This is a genomic window from Streptomyces sp. NPDC030021 (genome assembly GCF_055574035.1).
This window is the reverse complement of sequence record NZ_JBVIAH010000009.1, coordinates 61,007-76,740: the sequence shown is the minus strand read 5'-3', so window position 1 is coordinate 76,740 and position 15,734 is coordinate 61,007. Positions and strand designations below refer to the sequence as shown.

15 protein-coding genes and 2 pseudogenes are annotated in these 15,734 nt (G+C 70.6%); 14 read left to right on the top strand and 3 right to left on the bottom strand.

Annotated features, from left to right (window positions below; all coding sequences use genetic code 11):
* Positions 1 to 23: 23 nt before the first annotated feature.
* Positions 24 to 671, bottom strand: coding sequence for an ATP-binding protein (locus tag ACZ4YL_RS19545; RefSeq protein WP_468117855.1), 648 nt, complete (start codon positions 669 to 671; stop codon positions 24 to 26).
* 157 nt (positions 672 to 828) lie between these two features.
* On the opposite strand from ACZ4YL_RS19545, the gene ACZ4YL_RS19540 reads away from it, so the two are divergent.
* From ACZ4YL_RS19540 to ACZ4YL_RS19500, 9 genes and pseudogenes are all read left to right on the top strand, one after another.
* A complete protein-coding gene (locus ACZ4YL_RS19540) occupies positions 829 to 1,428 on the top strand; it encodes a TetR/AcrR family transcriptional regulator (protein WP_468117854.1) in 600 nt (199 codons plus the stop codon).
* Positions 1,429 to 1,877: 449 nt separating this feature from the next.
* Entirely contained in the window at positions 1,878 to 2,498 is a 621-nt protein-coding gene (locus ACZ4YL_RS19535) for a TetR/AcrR family transcriptional regulator (RefSeq protein ID WP_468117853.1), read from the top strand.
* Between the two features lie 118 nt (positions 2,499 to 2,616).
* Positions 2,617 to 3,540: a TauD/TfdA dioxygenase family protein gene (locus ACZ4YL_RS19530; RefSeq protein WP_468117852.1), complete on the top strand. Its 924-nt coding sequence runs from the start codon at positions 2,617 to 2,619 to the stop codon at positions 3,538 to 3,540.
* A gap of 51 nt (positions 3,541 to 3,591) precedes the next feature.
* Positions 3,592 to 4,947: an MFS transporter gene (locus ACZ4YL_RS19525; RefSeq protein WP_468117850.1), complete on the top strand. Its 1,356-nt coding sequence runs from the start codon at positions 3,592 to 3,594 to the stop codon at positions 4,945 to 4,947.
* 82 nt (positions 4,948 to 5,029) lie between these two features.
* Positions 5,030 to 6,739: an aldehyde dehydrogenase family protein gene (locus ACZ4YL_RS19520; RefSeq protein ID WP_468117849.1), complete on the top strand. Its 1,710-nt coding sequence runs from the start codon at positions 5,030 to 5,032 to the stop codon at positions 6,737 to 6,739.
* 79 nt (positions 6,740 to 6,818) lie between these two features.
* A complete protein-coding gene (locus ACZ4YL_RS19515) occupies positions 6,819 to 8,369 on the top strand; it encodes a long-chain-fatty-acid--CoA ligase (RefSeq protein WP_468117847.1) in 1,551 nt (516 codons plus the stop codon).
* 370 nt (positions 8,370 to 8,739) lie between these two features.
* Entirely contained in the window at positions 8,740 to 9,384 is a 645-nt protein-coding gene (locus tag ACZ4YL_RS19510) for a GAP family protein (RefSeq protein ID WP_468117845.1), read from the top strand.
* A gap of 98 nt (positions 9,385 to 9,482) precedes the next feature.
* A pseudogene (locus ACZ4YL_RS19505) lies at positions 9,483 to 9,674 on the top strand (HNH endonuclease); the annotation flags it as partial.
* 118 nt (positions 9,675 to 9,792) lie between these two features.
* A complete protein-coding gene (locus ACZ4YL_RS19500) occupies positions 9,793 to 10,275 on the top strand; it encodes a hypothetical protein (protein WP_468117844.1) in 483 nt (160 codons plus the stop codon).
* A gap of 58 nt (positions 10,276 to 10,333) precedes the next feature.
* Here the strand turns inward: ACZ4YL_RS19500 and ACZ4YL_RS19495 are convergent, their stop codons facing one another.
* The gene (locus tag ACZ4YL_RS19495) at positions 10,334 to 10,924 is read right to left on the bottom strand and encodes a TetR/AcrR family transcriptional regulator (protein WP_468117842.1); all 591 of its coding nucleotides are present in this window, start codon (positions 10,922 to 10,924) and stop codon (positions 10,334 to 10,336) included.
* A gap of 205 nt (positions 10,925 to 11,129) precedes the next feature.
* On the opposite strand from ACZ4YL_RS19495, the gene ACZ4YL_RS19490 reads away from it, so the two are divergent.
* From ACZ4YL_RS19490 to ACZ4YL_RS19475, 4 genes and pseudogenes are all read left to right on the top strand, one after another.
* Positions 11,130 to 12,098, top strand: a complete 969-nt coding sequence (locus ACZ4YL_RS19490) for an oxidoreductase (protein WP_468117840.1) — start codon at positions 11,130 to 11,132, stop codon at positions 12,096 to 12,098.
* Between the two features lie 30 nt (positions 12,099 to 12,128).
* Positions 12,129 to 12,384 (top strand): annotated as a pseudogene (locus ACZ4YL_RS19485) (single stranded DNA-binding domain-containing protein); the annotation flags it as partial.
* A 199-nt stretch (positions 12,385 to 12,583) separates the two neighbouring features.
* Positions 12,584 to 13,069 carry a hypothetical protein gene (locus ACZ4YL_RS19480; RefSeq protein ID WP_468117838.1) on the top strand — a complete coding sequence of 162 codons (486 nt, stop codon included), beginning with the start codon at positions 12,584 to 12,586 and terminating at the stop codon, positions 13,067 to 13,069.
* Positions 13,069 to 13,212, top strand: a complete 144-nt coding sequence (locus ACZ4YL_RS19475; RefSeq protein ID WP_468118210.1) for a hypothetical protein — start codon at positions 13,069 to 13,071, stop codon at positions 13,210 to 13,212. The genes ACZ4YL_RS19480 and ACZ4YL_RS19475 overlap by 1 nt, the downstream gene beginning before the upstream one ends.
* Before the next feature lie 70 nt (positions 13,213 to 13,282).
* Here the strand turns inward: ACZ4YL_RS19475 and ACZ4YL_RS19470 are convergent, their stop codons facing one another.
* On the bottom strand, positions 13,283 to 14,647 hold the full coding sequence (locus tag ACZ4YL_RS19470; protein ID WP_468117836.1) for a glutamate decarboxylase: 1,365 nt from the start codon (positions 14,645 to 14,647) through the stop codon (positions 13,283 to 13,285).
* A gap of 404 nt (positions 14,648 to 15,051) precedes the next feature.
* On the opposite strand from ACZ4YL_RS19470, the gene ACZ4YL_RS19465 reads away from it, so the two are divergent.
* The gene (locus ACZ4YL_RS19465) at positions 15,052 to 15,504 is read left to right on the top strand and encodes a YbhB/YbcL family Raf kinase inhibitor-like protein (protein ID WP_468117834.1); all 453 of its coding nucleotides are present in this window, start codon (positions 15,052 to 15,054) and stop codon (positions 15,502 to 15,504) included.
* Positions 15,505 to 15,734: the final 230 nt, after the last annotated feature.

The following is a 15,734-nucleotide window of genomic DNA, read 5'->3' as shown; positions in this document are numbered from 1 at the left end:
CGGAGCAGCGAAGCGCACACGGGTCACCGTGTCGGGGCCGCCTGCGTCCGGTCGTGCCCGGGGCTGGGGAGGGGCAGTTCGAACCACGTCGTCTTGCCGGTGGGCGTGGGTTCGCTTCCCCAGGTCTGGGCCAGTGCGGTGACGAGTTCGATACCGCGTCCGCTCTCGGCGCCGGCGCCGGCGGTGCGGGGGGCCGGGCCGGTGGGGTCGGCGTCCTCCACCTCGCACCGCAGGAGGGTGCCGTGTACGCGCAGGTGGACGCGGATGGGGCCGTAGGCGTGGCGGAGGGCGTTTGTGATCAGTTCGCTGGCCAGGAGCCCGGTGGTGTCCGTCAGTTCGTGAAGCCCCCACGAGGACAGCTGGGCGGTGAGGACTCGCCGAGTACGGCCGACCGAAGCCGCTTCGCGAGCCACGGGCCAGGACGTGTCGCAGGCGCCGGGGCGGATGGCGGAGGTGTCCGGGGTGGCCAGGATTCGCGACCACAGTGCCATCTGGCGTGCTGCCCAGGACGTGCGGGCGTGAGCGTGGTCGTGCTGCATGCCGCGCGGGGAATCAGGCAGGCGGGATCCGCCCCGGTGTGCCTGACGCCAGGCGGGGAGCGCGCCGGCTTGTGCGGCGTTGTGAGCTGTGCGGTGGCCGACCTGGACGGCCATGCTGATCATTCCCTTCATCGGCTCCCTGAGAGCCTTTCGCCTCCTGGCGCCGGTGTTCCCGGCCGGGTTCATGTAGCGCTCGCTACAGCTTTCAACTATACCTGTAGCAGGTGCTACAGTAAATACCTCACATATCAGACATTTATGATGTAGAGGTCAGAGGGCGAGTGATTGCATGGGGCGAGCGGCTGACCTGGGGAAACGCGCCGACCTACTGCGCAGGGTCCGCGAATACGTGATCCACAACGGGCTGGCGGACCTGTCCCTCCGCCCCCTGGCCAAGGCGCTCGGCACCAGCGACCGCATGCTCCTCTACTACTTCGGCACCAAGGACCGGCTGGTCGCCGAAGCGCTCGCCCAGGACGAGGGGCGACCGGTTCTCGTCCTGCGCCAGGCGCTCGATACCGCGGGCGCCCCCGTGGATGCCGTGGGGATGCGGCGCGTCGTGGAGGAACTGTGGCGCCGGTTCACGCTTGCCGAGCGTCGCGCCGTTCTCCCCGTCACCTTCGAGGTGATGACGGCCAGTGTGCTCAACCCCAGCCGCTACGGCCCCGTCATGCGCAACCTGCTCGACGAATGGAGGCGCCTGCTGACCGCTGCGTTCGCCGGCCTCGGCATGTCCGGGGCAAGAGCCGACGCCGAGGCCACGCTCCTGGTCGATGCCACGCTGGGACTGCTCCACGCGCCGCTCGCCGACGGTGACTGGGACCGGGCCACAGTCGCCTTCCAGGCCCTCCTCGACCGCCTCGAGCCCGCCTGGCGAGACATCGAGTGACCTCCAGGGCGACGGTTGCCGTCTCCGGTGGTGCCAGTGCGTCGCGAGTGGGCGGCGACCGAGCGTCGTGGGGCCGGGCGGTGGGCCAGGCCAAGCGTGAGGTGCTGCTGGGGTACGTGGCCGGCTGCCCGAAGGCGTACCTCGCCTTCGGGCGGGCCGACTGAATCGTCCCCGAAGTCGCGCCCTGATGCTCCCGTCCAGGCGCCGGACGCCGCTGCGGCTTCAACGGACGACGCGAGATCCTTCCCCCCCTGGATTGCGCGTGGCGGACGGAGTCGTGCCCGTCCACACGGCGAGGAGTCATACGCCGGCGCAACCTCAGGCCGACACGCCCCGATCAATCGCGGGTCAGCCCAGGGCTCTGGGTGACTCGTCCCGTCCCCGACTGAACGTCGGTCGCCCCGTGCCTCCTGGTCCGCGTGGTCCGGTGGAGATCGTAGGCTCGGTGCATGGTGGATACGCAGTCGCGCGGTACGGAGCGGGGACCGGGACGACCGCGGGAGGAGCGGGTCACCGGAGCCGTCCTCAACGCGGTCGTGGACCTGGTCACCGAGCAGGGGTTCGAGGCGGTCACGATGGACGCCGTCGCGGCACGGGCCGGGGTGAGCAAGCCCGCCATTTACCGGCGTTGGCCCACCAAGCAGGAGCTGATCATCGCTGCCGCGGAAACCCGCATCGGCGTCCTGTCGGTACCCGACCTGGGCGACTTCCGCGCCGAGATCCGCTTCGTGCTCACCGCTCGTCTGGAGGCCTACCGGCTGCCGGGTTCCGACCGGCTGATCGCGGGCCTCATCGGGGCGGCGGCCGAGATCGGGGCGGGCCGAGCCCAGTACGCGGAGTACACCGAGCGGATCACGAGCGAGACGAGGCGCATCCTCGAACGGGGGATCGCCCGCGGTGACGTGGATCCGGCCACCGACGTCCGGGCCGCGGCCACCCTGGTGGCCGCACCACTGCTCTTCCGGCTGATCGGTGAGCGGGAGCTGCCCGACACCCGCTTCGTGGACGCGCTGGTCGATCTCGTCGCCCGGGCGGTCGGCGTGGTCGGCGTGGTCGGCGCGGGCGGCTGACGGCTTCCGGCTTCCGGCTTCCGGCCTCATATTTTCGTGCCACCAGGTCTCTTGCCTCTCCATGGCCCAATAACGATACTTCCGGTAACGATTTTCCTTCCCTCGTTACGGAGGCCTCATGGACAGCGCCGTCACCACCCCCGCCCCTGCGCTCGACAAGCCACTGATGCACTACGGGAAGCGCACGCTCGACCGCATCGCGCCGGGCGCGGAGCAGCCCGACTACCTCCTTCTGGACGTCTGCCCGCTCACGCCGCACATCGGCGCCGAGGTCGAGGGCGTCGATCTCTCGCTCCCGATCGGCGAGGCCCTCGCGGCGGAGATCAGGCAGGCCCTGCTGGAGTGGAAGGTGCTGTTCTTCCGGGACCAGCACGCCTTCGGCCCGCAGGCCCAGCTCGCCTTCTCCGGGCTGTGGGGCGAACCGGAGCCGAACCCCTTCTTCCCCAAGGGCGGCACCGTCGGCTGCTCGCGCCTGGCCAAGGACGCCATGGCGATGGGCACGGAGAACATCTGGCACAGCGACCACTCGTTCATGGCCGCGCCGGCCCTCGGCTCCGTCCTGCGTGCCGTCGAGGTCCCGTCCGCGGGCGGCGACACCATGTGGGCCGACATGGCAGCCGCCTACGACAACCTCACCGAGTTGATGAAGGACCGCATCGAAGACCTCACCGCAGTGCACGACTGGGTGCCCAGCTGGGGGTCGCTGATGACCGAGGCCCAGCTCGCCGCGCACCGTGAGAACCTGCCGGCCGTCGAGCACCCCGTGGTCGTCCGCCACCCGCGCACCGGCCGCAAGCTGCTCTATGTCAACGAGCCCTTCACCACCCGGATCGTCGGCCTGTCGGACGTGGAGAGCCGCGAACTGCTGGGCGAGCTCGTCCTCCAGGCCCGCATTCCCGAGTACCAGGTGCGCTTCCGCTGGCAGCCGGGCTCCGTCGCGATCTGGGACAACATCGCCACCCAGCACTACGCGATCAACGACTACTTTCCGCAGCGACGTGTCATGGAGCGCATCGCCATCGCCGGCGTCCCGCTCTCCTGAACGAGCTCCCGGCCCCTCCCCCCCTCCCCATCCAGTCTCCGCGGAGCCCTCGTGACCGATATCGACGTCGCACCCGCTGTGCCCGCCGGCCCCCCGAGGGCGCCGAGCAGAACGAGACGCCGCGCGTGGATCGTCACGGCGCTGCTCGTCGTCTTCATGATGATCAATTTCGCCGACAAGTCCGTGCTCGGTCTGGCCGCAGAGGAGATCCGACAGGACCTCGGCCTGTCCGCATCGGCCTTCGGACTCGCCAGCAGCGCGTTCTTCCTGCTGTTCTCGGTCTCCGGCGCCGCGGTGGGCCTGCTGGCCGACCGCGTACGGCCGAAGTGGCTGCTGCTGATCATGGCTGTCCTCTGGTCCGTGTCCCAGGCGCCACTGGCCGTCGGGGGAGGGCTCGCGGTGCTCATCGCCTCACGTGTTCTCCTCGGCGCCGCCGAGGGGCCCGCCTACCCGGTCGCCCAGCAGACGACCCTGTCGTGGTTCCCCAACCACCGTCGCAACCTGCCTGGGGCGCTGATCGTCCTGGGCATCACGCTGGGGGTCCTGGTCGCCGCTCCCGTACTGACGTGGTTGATCAACCATCACGGCTGGCGCTCGGCCGTTGCCGCGGTGGCGCTGGCCGGCGTGCTGTGGACGCTGCTGTGGATCTCCTTCGGCGACGAGGGGCCGTACGCGACCATGTCGGACAACGACTCCCCGGCCGAGGCGGCCTCCGACGACGGGCCGGGGACGGGCAAGGGGACCGGGGCCGGTACCGGGGGCGAGGCACAGCCCAGGATGCCGTACCGCCGGATCCTCGCGACCCGCACCTGGATCGGTGTCACGATCGGCTACTTCAGCACCTACTGGGTGATCGCCTTCGCCCTGGTGTGGCTCCCCTCCTACCTCCGTGACGGGCTGGGCTACTCCTCGGCCACATCCACACAGCTGCTGATGCTGTTCTGGGGTCTGAGCGGAATCCTGGTGCTCGGACAAGCGGCCCTGACCGGCTGGATGCTGCGCCGCGGAATCGCGAGCCGGCAGGCCCGCGGCTGGGTCGGCGGCGCCCTTCTGCTCAGCTCCGGCGTTTCCTGTCTGGCCCTGCCCGTCGCCCCGGCCGGTGCCGTGACCGTCGTGCTGCTGATCGGCGCATTCGGCCTCGCCGGAGCGATGGGCAGCATCGCGGCCACCACCATCATGGAGCTGGCTCCTGCCCATCGTCGCGGCGGCGCCCTGGGCATCATGAACGCCGCGGTGACCACCGCCGGTCTGATCGCCCCGACGCTGATCGGCAGCCTCGTGGACACCCATGGAGCGGGCGGCTACCAGGACGCCGTCCTGATCACCGGTGCCTTGCTCCTGGTGGGCGGAACCGCCGCCGTCACACTGATCAACCCCGACCGCGACGCCCGCCTGCTCTCCGTGTGACGACACGTACGGGCCTGCTCCTGGGCACAACGCACGGGGCAGCCCCGCCCTTCCCACTCCCGACCTTCCGCAAGGGACGACGTTGAACACCAGCGCCCTCGACACCTCCCTCCTCGACCGCACCGTGGCCGACGTACGCGGCAACGCCGAGTCCTGGTCCGCCACCCCGCTCGCCGAACGCATCGCCCTCCTGGAGCGGTTGCAGCCGCGCGTCATCGCACGTGCGGCCGAGATGGCCGCTGCGGGCTCCCGCGCGAAGGGGTACGAACCGGACTCGCCCTGGGCGGCGGAAGACTGGATGGGCGGCCCCTGGGCCCTGGCCCAGAACACCGCGGCTCTCCTGCACGTCCTGCGCCGGATCGCCGCGGGCCGGGATCCGCTGGACGCCCGGGCTGTCCGCGAAGAGCACAGCCGCACCCGGGTGGACGTCTTCCCCGCCACCGGCTGGGACCCCCTGCTGCTCAACGGATTCCGCGCGCAGGTGTGGATGCGCCCCGGCATCACACCGGAGCAGGCGCGGGCGCGCGCCGCGGGCGAGTACCGGGGCAGGCAGGGAGACCCGGCCCTGGCCCTCGTACTCGGCGCCGGCAACGTAGCTGCCATCACCGCGCTCGACATCCTGCACAAGCTCTACGCCGAGGGCCAGGTCGTCATCGCCAAGATGAACCCGGTCAACGACTATCTCCGCCCCCACCTCGCGTACGTCTTCGCCGAGTTCGTCGAACGCGGCTGGGTCCGCTTCGTCGACGGCGGCGCGGCCGAAGGCGCCTATCTCTCCCGCCACGACGGCATCGACACCATCCACGTCACCGGCAGCGACCGCACCCACGACACCATCGTCTGGGGCACCGACGCGGGCGCCGTACAGCGGCGCTGTGACGACCTCCCGCTGATCGCCAAGCCCTTCAGCAGCGAACTCGGTGGCATCAGCCCGTGCATCGTGGCGCCGGGCCCATGGAGCGAAGCCGACTTCCGCTTCCAGGCCGAGCACATAGTCACCAGCAAGATGAACAACTCCGGCCACAACTGCATCGCCAGCCAGATCCTGGTACTGCCGCGCGACTGGGACGGCACGGAACGGCTGCTCGACGAGATCCGGCGGGTACTGCGCGATCTGCCCCCGCGCACCGACTACTACCCCGGCGCCGCAGACCGTCTCGCCGCAGTACGCGACGCCCACCCGCAGGCGGAGACGCACGGCGACGACTGCCGGCTGCTCGTCCCCGACATCACCGACCACCACGACGACATCCTCATCACCGACGAGGTCTTCGGCAGCGCCCTGGGCGTCGTACGCCTGCCCGGTGCAACCCCGGCCGAATTCCTGTGCCACGCCGTCGACTTCGCCAACGACACCCTGCCCGGCACCCTGGGCGCAACCCTGATCGTCCACCCGAAGACCGAGAACGCCCACCGGGAGACGGTGCGCACCGCCATCGCCGATCTGCGCTACGGCACACTGGGCGTCAACTGCTGGTCGGGCGTCGGCTTCCTCCTCGGCTTCACCCCGTGGGGCGCCTTCCCCGGCCACACCCGCCAGGACATCGGCAGCGGCATCGGCTTCGTGCACAACGCCTTCATGCTCGAAGACATCGAGAAGACCGTGCTGCGCGCCCCGTTCGCACCGGCCCCCCGAGGCCTGTTCACGGGCGACCCGTCGCTGTCCCCGCGCCCCCCGTACTTCGTCACCCACCGCACGGCGCTGACCACGGTGCAGCGCCTCACCCGCTTCACAGCGGCGCCGAGCCTGACGAAACTGCCCGCACTCTTCGCCGCCGCGCTGCGGGGCTGACCCCGACCGCCCCCGGTCCTGCCGACCCCGTAGCCGCCACGCCCACGGCCCCCGCAGAAGCATCCCCCACGGAGACCTCATGCTCAATCTCGCCGCCCTGCTGGAGAACAGCGCCCGCACCGTGCCCGACCGCACGGCAGTCGTGCTGGGCACCCAGCGGCTGACCTACGCCGAGCTGGACACGGCCGCCCGCCGGGTGGCCGACCTGCTGCGCTCGCGCGGCATCCAGCCCGGAGACAAGGTCGCACTGTCCTGCCCGAACCTCCCCTGGTTCCCGATCGCCTACTACGGCATCCTCAAGGCCGGCGCGGTGGTCGTCCCGCTCAACGTGCTGCTCAAGGGCCGGGAGATCGCGTACCACCTCGCCGACTCCGAGGCGAAGGCCTACTTCTGCTTCGAGGGCACCGCAGACCTCCCGATGGGGCAGGAAGGCTGGTCCGGCTTTGGTGAGACCGCCGGCTGCGAGGACTTCTTCCTGATGACCGCCGCCCCCACCGAGGTCTCCCCGATCGGGGGCGCCGAGACCCTGACCGCGGCGCTGGCCGGCCAGAGCGCGGACTTCGAGACGGTGGCCACCGAGCCCGGTGACACCGCGCTCATCCTGTACACCTCCGGCACCACCGGCCGGCCCAAGGGCGCCGAGCTCACCCACTCCAACGTGATGCTCAATGTGCTGACCTGCCACAAGCTGTTCGGCGAGGTCGAGCACGACGTCCACCTGATCACGCTGCCGCTCTTCCACTCCTTCGGCCAGGTCGTCCAGATGAACGCCGGCCTCGCCTCCCGGGCGACGCTGGTGCTGCTACCACGTTTCGACGCCCGGTCCGCCCTGGCCCTGATGCAGCGTCATGCGGTCACCTTCTTCGCGGGTGTTCCCACGATGTACTGGGCCCTGCTCGAAGAGGAGGCACCCGATGTCGACCTGTCGCTGATCGCCGAGAACCTGCGGATGGCCGGGTCGGGAGCCTCGGCACTGCCGGTCGACATCCACCGGCGGTTCAGTGAGCGGTTCGGGGTCACCATCATGGAGGGATACGGCCTCTCGGAGACCAGCCCGGCGGCGACCTTCGTGCCGCCCGGCGAGGAGGTGCGTCCGGGCTCCATCGGGCGCCCCGTCTGGGGCGTCGAGGTGGACCTGGTCGACAAGGACTGGACACCGGTCCAGGGCGCCGACGCGATCGGCGAGATCGTCATCCGCGGCCACAACATCATGAAGGGCTACTACAACCGGCCCGAGGCGACCGCCGAGGTGATGCGCAACGGCTGGTTCCGCACCGGCGACCTGGCCCGCCGGGACGCCGACGGTTGGTTCTACATCGTCGACCGAGCCAAGGACATGATCATCCGCGGTGGCTTCAACGTGTACCCGCGGGAGATCGAGGAGGTACTGGTCACTCATCCCGACGTGAGCATGGCGGCTGTCATCGGCGTGCCGCACAACCGCCACGGCGAGGAGATCAAGGCCTGCGTGGTCCGCGCCCCAGGCTCGACGCTCACCGAGGAGGAGCTGATCGACTGGTGCAGGGACGAGATGGCGGGCTACAAGTACCCCCGCATCGTGGAGTTTCGCAACGTCCTGCCCACCAACGCCACCGGCAAGATCCTCAAGCGCGCGCTGAGGGACGCGTAGGACCACTCGATCGACTCGTGGGACGCGGTGTCATGCCGGGCCGGGATCGGCGGTGAAGGATCCTGGAGCCCTCCGGCGACATGCCGGTGCGGGTGGCGGCTTCACTTCGGCGACGGCGGCCGCAGTCGGTCAGGCGGTCGTCGGCCGTGTTCGTGCGCGGACTTGCCGGCTGGCCGTCGAAAGCAGGTCTGAGGACCGGATGGACGCGGGCGTGGGCGCGGGCGTGGCCTGCTTGACCGGCCGGACCGCCGCCTGCAGAGTCGTGGTGCAGCACCGAAACAGCACCGCAACAGAGCCGCCCGACCATGCCGACCGGTCCCGCCCGTCCACACGTGGCGGACGGTCCTGACGCCCAGGAGCGGCTGATCCGATGGTCCTCGACCTGGTGGTGATCGGTACGGCCGTCACCCTGGGGCCCCTGCACAACAGTGGCTTCATCCTGCTGCTTTCCTCACACCGCGGCGTCCGCAACGGCCTGGCGTTCCTGTTGTCGTGGCTGGCCAACCTGATCGCGGTGATCGCATGCGTGATGCTGCTGACCGGAGGTCAGCCCCCGGCTCGTCACAGCGTGCCCTCGACCGCCGCGGTCGCCGCGAAACTTGCTTTCGGCGTGGCCCTGGTGTTGTACGGCGCACACAGGCACCGCCGACCGCCCCGCCCGCACGGTCCGCCCCGCTGGACCGCCCGAATCGACGGAGCCTCCCCGGCCACGGCAGCCGGCCTGGCATGGCTGCTGCAGCCCTGGGCACTGGTAGGCGCCGGCGCCGCGACCGCCGTCGACGCGAACCTCTCCACCCTCACCGACTGGCTCGCACTGACCGGCTACTGTCTGCTGGCCACGCTCAGCCTCATCGTCATGGAGATGTACGCGGTCTGGGCGCCCGCGGCCGCGGACGCCCGGTTGAACGCCCTGCGGAGCTGGCTGGAGCGGCACCAGGAGCAGCTGATCGTGACGCTCTCCCTGCTTGCAGGCCTGTGGCTGACGGCCCGGAGCGTCTACGAGCTGGTCGCCTGACCCGGACGGCCCCGACATATGAGCCACCGCAGCCGACGCCCCGGTCCAACAGGGCCCTCAGCGGGAACATGGCACAACTGGAATGAGGCTCCCCGCCGGCCGGCGCCAGTTCGTGGACTGCTGCGCGTCGGGAGGCGTACGCGAACGACCAGGGCCGGCCGGCTTCCCTGGTGGCGGTGACAGCGCGTTCGAACCGGTCGAAGGCGGATCAGCATCCGGCGGAGTGGCTGCCGCCGTCCGCGGACGCGCTGTGCCGGTACGGCGCCGAGTGGACCGCGACGAAGCTCCGCCGGGGTCAGACGGGCTGAGGCCGTCACCCAAGGGGGACGGCCTTTCGCATGTTCCGGCCCCGGGCCCGCCGGGCCCTTGCCGAGGAGTGTTGCCGGTGGTGGCGGTGACCAGGGGGAGATGAGCGCCGGTATCGCGCCCGAGGGCCCGCATGCGGGTATCGAGGGGTTGTGCGAGTACGTCCGGGGTGCTCTCGAAGGCTGGGTGCCCGGGATGCTCGGCGTCCACGTCCACCGGTCGGTGTCCGGGCCGGCCGAGGTGGCGCGGCTGGTCGGCGCGGTCGCGGACGCCGCCGAACTCACGGTGCTCCCCGGCGACGTTGCGACCGTGCGGGCAGAGCTGCACGCAGCCGCCGCCAGGGCCTTCGCAGCCGTCGGCGAGCGGCCCGGGACGGACGTGCGGGCAGAGCCGGCCGCCGTCCGCGCGGGGTGCCGGCGCGCGGCTGTCGCGCTCGGTCAGCGCGTTCCCGTCGCCTTCCGGCACGACCTGGTGGGCGGTACGCAGGAGAGCCCGCAGTTCGACCGGCTTGCGGTGGTGGAGTGGAATGCTCCGGTGTTTGTGCCGGCCGCGACCATGGCGGAGGGCGCCTGTCGGCCTGTGTGACTACCGGCCGGGATGCCCCTCTGGCGGCACTGTACGCACGGGGCGAGCACGCCGTCCTTCATGCCTGACCGGCGTCCGCTTCGGTTGCCTCGCCAGATGCGGCCGGGCCCTGTGTCAGCGCGCCGGCGCGGGCGGCGGCGAGCGTGATCCGCACAGCCAGGTCGGCGGTGCCCTCCTCGACCGGATCAGGACTGACCAGCAACCGGAAGTGGATCGGAGCGACCAGCGTTTTGATCAGCTCGACCGGATCGGTGTCTGCCGGGAGTTCGCCCCGCTCGATGGCGCGGGCGACCACGGGCTCGGCCCGCCGGAACCGGTCGGCGAAGATCCGCCGCCGCGCCTCGGCGATCTCCGGCAGCCGGCCGGCGTCGGAGTACATCGCGGTTTGCACCGCCCTGCCCACCGGCCCCGTCATGCTCTGCACGAGTGCCTGGGCGAGCGCTTGCAGGTCGGTCTCGACGGCGCCGGTGTCCGGAATGGGGATGTCGGTGGCGAAGCGCTCGGCCAGCGCGTCGACGACCAGGCTCGCTCGGTCCTTCCAGCGCCGGTAGACCGTCGTCTTGTGCACCCCGGCGCGCTGAGCCACGCCCTCGACGGTCAGCTCGGCATATCCCCTGTCCGCCAACTCGGCGAGGGTGGCGGCGCGCACCGCCTCCTGAGCCTTGCGGCCGCGCCCGACCGGACGGGCGGGGCCGGAGGAACCCAACTCCATTGCAACTCCCAGTTGCGTTAGCAGGTACTCACGTGTCAGGCTCCAGCGTATCGCAACTGGAAGTTGCGTTGAGTGGCTCCTGTCCGGCTGTGCGCCGGACGATCTCAACCCATTACGCCCTCGCCCCAGGAGAAGGAAAGCCATGCCCCGCACATTCCGTACGTGGACCCCCGACTCGATCCCCGACCAATCCGGCCGCCTGGCGGTGGTGACCGGGGCCAACAGCGGCATCGGCCAGGTCACAGCAGAGGCGCTCGCTCGCCGAGGCGCCCACGTCGTGCTGGCCTGCCGCAGTCCCCAGCGGGGGCAGGCCGCCCTGGACCGGCTGCTCGCCCGGGCACCCGGTGTCCATGCCGAGATGCGCCTCCTCGACCTGGGCGATCTTGCCTCCGTGCGGGCCTTCGCCGAGGGCTGGGACCATGACCGGCTCGATCTGCTGGTCAACAATGCCGGCGTGGCGATGGTGCCGTTCGCCCGGACCGCCGACGGCTTCGAGTCGCAGTTCGGGATCAACCACCTGGGCACCTTCGCCCTGACCGGGCTGATGATGCCCCATCTGCTGGCGTCGCCCGATCCGCGGGTGGTCACCGTCAGCAGCGAAGGCCAGCGGTTCGCCCGCTTCGACCTGGACAACCTCAACGCCGAACGCCGCTATCGCGCCATGTTCGGCTACCTGCAGTCCAAGCGTGCCAACCTCTACTTCGCCACCGAACTGCAACGCCGCGCCGACGCCGCCGGCCTGAGACTGCGCAGCACGGCCGTCGCCCCCGGACTCACCCGCACCAACGTTCTCACCGGCGGCGCCAACGGCAACCGCGGCCGACTCTATGGAGCGTTGACCCGGCTGCTGCTCCGCGTTGCCTTCCGCCCCACCCCCGAAGGCGCCAAGACCTCCCTGTACGCCGCGACCGTCCCGGACCTGCCGGGCGGAGCGTATGTCGTGCCCGGCGGGCCTCTGCAGCTACGCGGCGAGCCGGTCCTGCGAAGCCGGGAGCGCGCCATACGTGACACCGCCACCGCCCGCCGGCTGTGGGAGCTGTCCGAAACGCTCACGGGCGTTCGCTTCCGGCTGTCCGACGATGCCGCGTGCCCCACACAGCAGTCCTGCTAGCCGACCCCCTATTCGACTCCGGCGACATCCGTGTCGGGCGAGACCTTTGTGGCCGTCGTCGGCAACCTGGTCGACGACCCCGAAATCGGGTTCACCCCGGGAGGCGCCGCAGTCGCCGCGTGCCGCATCGCATCCGCCCTCGCCCGCCGAACCCGCGTCATCGTTTACGGCATGAAGCAGTGGCACGTACGAGGACCGCGAAGGCGTGAAGCGCACCGTCGTCGAGTTCGACGCCGAGGAAGCCGGCCCCAGCCTCAAGAACGCCACCGCCACCAAGGCCACCGGCATCGACAGCACCCCGCAGGCCCGCCGGCAGCGCCAGGCTGCCGGATCCCCGGGCCGACAAAGCCCGCGCAGGGCATGGGCCCCACCGAACAGCTCACAGGTGCCGTTCCAGCCCCCTCGCCGCAGCCGGTCCGCGCGACCGGTCGCGGCCCCTCGCCCGCGCGTGAGCAATACCTCGACCCTGACAGGAGCCCCGCCCCGTGACCCGCACCCCCGACGTCGTCGCCCCCGACGTCGTCACCTTCGCTTCCCTCGACACGCACCGCCTGATCGTCACCCTTCCGAACCAGGGCCCCGCCGACGTCCGCTCCAACCTCCCGCGCGCCACCGCCGCCGCCATGCTGCGCCGCCTCGCCGACGGGCTCGACGCCGAGCAGCCCCCCGCCGCCCTGCCCGGGGAAGCGTTCGCCACCCTCACCCAGCAGCTCACCCGCCGCCACCGCCCCGCCGAGGCCGCCCGGTACGCAGCCGACGCGCTCGCCCGCCACACCCGCGAGCTCGCCACCATGCTCGCCGCCGCCCTCGACCGGGGCATCCCCGCCGAAACCCCGTCGGCAGGCCGGTACCTGGTCTCGATGCTGCGCAGCCACGCCGCCGATCTCGACAGCCCGCCCCGGACCACCACCGACGGCGTACTCGACCTCTCCGCCGCCCGCCGCGCCCGCCTCACCCGCCGGACCCAGTGATGAGCACCGACACCACCCTCACCGGGATCGCCGCCCGGGCGGGCCGGGAAGCCGCCGACGCGCTGCGCGATGACGCTATCCCGGCCGAAGCGGTGGCCACGGTGCCCGGCACCGCCTACTCCAAGGCCTGGTCATGCTCCTGACCGCGCAGGACAGGTAACGGCACGGGTCGCCGACCGCCGGTCGCTCGGAAGACTGCTCCGTCACAGTGCGTCAGTAGCCGGTGCCGCGCTTGACCTGGGTCCGCTCGACGCTGTGGGCCGGCCCCTTGTCGTCCAGCGTGCGACATGCGTCGGCGATGTCCTGGGTCAGGCGGTCGATCTGTTCGCGGCTCAGGGTCTCCTTGACCAGGGCGCGCAGGATCTTCACCCGTTCCGCGTTGGGCGGGAGGGTGTATGCCGGCACCATCCAGCCGCGCTCGGCGGAGAGCTGCCAGGCGATGTCGGACTCGTCGTAGGCGTGCTTGCCGGCGAGACGGAAAGCGACCAGCGGCAGCTGCTCGAGGTCGCTCCCGATCACTTCGAAGCGGCCGCTGCTGCGCAGGTTGTCCGCCAGTGCGCGGGCGTTCTGCTGCATCGTCTTCATGATGTAGGTGTAGCCCTGGCGACCGAGCCGCACGAAGTTGTAGTACTGCGCGAGGACCATCGACGCACCGGTGGAGAAGTTCAGCGTGAACGTCGCGTCGGTCTTGCCCAGGTAGTTCTCGTAGAAGACGAGGTCCTTGGCGAGGTCGGCTTCTTCGCGGAAGACCAGCCATCCGATGCCGGGGTAGACCAGTCCGTATTTGTGTCCCGAGACGTTGATCGAACGGACCTGCTCAAGCCGGAAGTCCCATTTCGAGTCCGGGTAGAGGAAGGGCCACACGAATGCACCGCTGGCGCCGTCGACATGGATCGGAATGTCGAGGTCCCGCTTTTTGCGAACGTCCCGCAGGAGCTTGTCGATCCCGACGACATCGTCCTTGTGGCCGGTGAACGTGGTGCCGAGGACGGCGACGACGCCGATCGTGTTCTCGTCGAGGTGGGGCTCCACGTCCTCCGGGCCGATCGTGTACTTGTCCTCGGCGAGCGGCACGATCCGCGGCTCGACGTCGAAGTAGCGGCAGAACTTCTCCCACACCACGTGGACGTCGCCCCCGAAAATCAGGTTGGGCCGGTCGGTCGAGAGGCCTGCTGCCTGGCGGCGCTCGCGCCACTTCCACTTCAACGACAGCGCGCCGAGCATGATCGCTTCGGATGAGCCCTGGGTCCGGCATCCGGTCGTCCTGCCCGGTGCGTGGAAGAGGTCGGCGAGCATGCGCACGCAGCGCTGCTCGATCTCGGCGGAAATGGGGTACTCCGCATGGTCGATGAAATTGCGGTGAAGGTTCTCGGCGATCAGCCGTTGGGCCTCCGGCTCCATCCACGTGGTGACAAACGTGGCGAGGTTGCGCTGCGGGTCGCCTTCCATGGCGAGATCCACATCCACGAGCCTCATCGCGTCCGTCGCGGTCATGCCTTCCTCGGGGAAGGTCTCCGAGGGAGCGGGCACCGTCAGGAATCGGTTGCCGAACAGAGCCGAGTCGTCGCGCTTGGTCATGCCTCGATTCAACAGCGCCGGAGCCTGCCGTGCTCGAGGGACACACCGCGCGGCCGGCGCGGTCAGCGACTCCGTCACGGACGGGCCAGGCGCGCGGAGAAGGACGGGTGTTCGCGGCCCTGATCCATGCGGGCGGCCGGAAGCGGCCACGGGCCCACCTCCCCCTCGGCGGCACAGCGGCCCCCGTGCAGGGTCCCCGGCCCGAAGCCGCGCGGTGACCCCGCTGCCGGCCGGCGGAGGGCGGTTGTCCTGCCCACGCCGGGGCGGCCTTCCAGCAGGACCCTCGTCGGCACGCCGCCCTCCTCACCCCCGCTCCCGCATACGGGCCGGGTGGGCTCGGCCGAACGGGGGTTTCGGGAGGCGAAGTGGTACCGGCGCCGCCGCCTGCGGGTATGGCCGCGCTCATGAGCGGCATTGAACTCAGCAGCACCGCGTTCGACGACCACCAGGTGATCCCCCTCCGGTACAGCGGGGAGGGGGAGAACATCTCACCGCCCCTGACCTGGTCGGGGGTACCCCAGGGGACCACGGAGCTGGTGCTCCTGTGCGAGGACCCGGACGCGCCGGGGAAGACCTTCCTGCACTGGCTGGTCACCGGCATCGATCCGGGGACGACCGGGGTGGCGGAGGATCAGAAGCCCCATGGCGGCCTGCCGTGGCCGAACGACTTCGGGCGCGTCGGCTGGGGAGGGCCGCTGCCCCCTGAGGGGCACGGGCCGCACCGGTACTTCTTCCGCCTGTACGCCCTGTCCGAGCCGCTTCCGCTGCACGACCGCCCGGGCGTCGCGGACGTGCTCCGTGCCCTGAAGGGCAGGGAGCTGGCCTCCGGCACCCTGGTCGGGGCCTATCAGCGCTGAGCGCGACACGGTTGGTCTCGGCCGTGGGCGCCGTAGCCGGACGAACCGGGCCGCAGGGCCTGGCCTAGGCTCGTCGTCAGCTTCGGCCGATCGGCGGAAGATGCACAGCGTGAACCCCAGCGATCCCGACCACTGCGATCCAACCCATGTCAACGAGGTCGTGAACCACGGTGTAATGCCTGGCACCATGCCGAGGCCGACCTGTGGGCCAGTCTGGTAGCCGAGCGAGG

Bases quoted from the DNA above. Each gene is read 5' to 3' on its own strand.
- ACZ4YL_RS19540 (WP_468117854.1), top strand. From the start codon at position 829: ATGGGGCGAGCGGCTGACCTGGGGAAACGCGCCGACCTACTGCGCAGG.
- ACZ4YL_RS19500 (WP_468117844.1), top strand. From the start codon at position 9,793: ATGAGCGCCGGTATCGCGCCCGAGGGCCCGCATGCGGGTATCGAGGGG.
- ACZ4YL_RS19465 (WP_468117834.1), top strand. From the start codon at position 15,052: ATGAGCGGCATTGAACTCAGCAGCACCGCGTTCGACGACCACCAGGTG.
- ACZ4YL_RS19510 (WP_468117845.1), top strand. From the start codon at position 8,740: ATGGTCCTCGACCTGGTGGTGATCGGTACGGCCGTCACCCTGGGGCCC.
- ACZ4YL_RS19515 (WP_468117847.1), top strand. From the start codon at position 6,819: ATGCTCAATCTCGCCGCCCTGCTGGAGAACAGCGCCCGCACCGTGCCC.
- ACZ4YL_RS19470 (WP_468117836.1), bottom strand. From the start codon at position 14,647: ATGACCAAGCGCGACGACTCGGCTCTGTTCGGCAACCGATTCCTGACG.
- ACZ4YL_RS19530 (WP_468117852.1), top strand. From the start codon at position 2,617: ATGGACAGCGCCGTCACCACCCCCGCCCCTGCGCTCGACAAGCCACTG.
- ACZ4YL_RS19545 (WP_468117855.1), bottom strand. From the start codon at position 671: ATGAAGGGAATGATCAGCATGGCCGTCCAGGTCGGCCACCGCACAGCT.
- ACZ4YL_RS19535 (WP_468117853.1), top strand. From the start codon at position 1,878: ATGGTGGATACGCAGTCGCGCGGTACGGAGCGGGGACCGGGACGACCG.
- ACZ4YL_RS19475 (WP_468118210.1), top strand. From the start codon at position 13,069: ATGAGCACCGACACCACCCTCACCGGGATCGCCGCCCGGGCGGGCCGG.
- ACZ4YL_RS19490 (WP_468117840.1), top strand. From the start codon at position 11,130: ATGCCCCGCACATTCCGTACGTGGACCCCCGACTCGATCCCCGACCAA.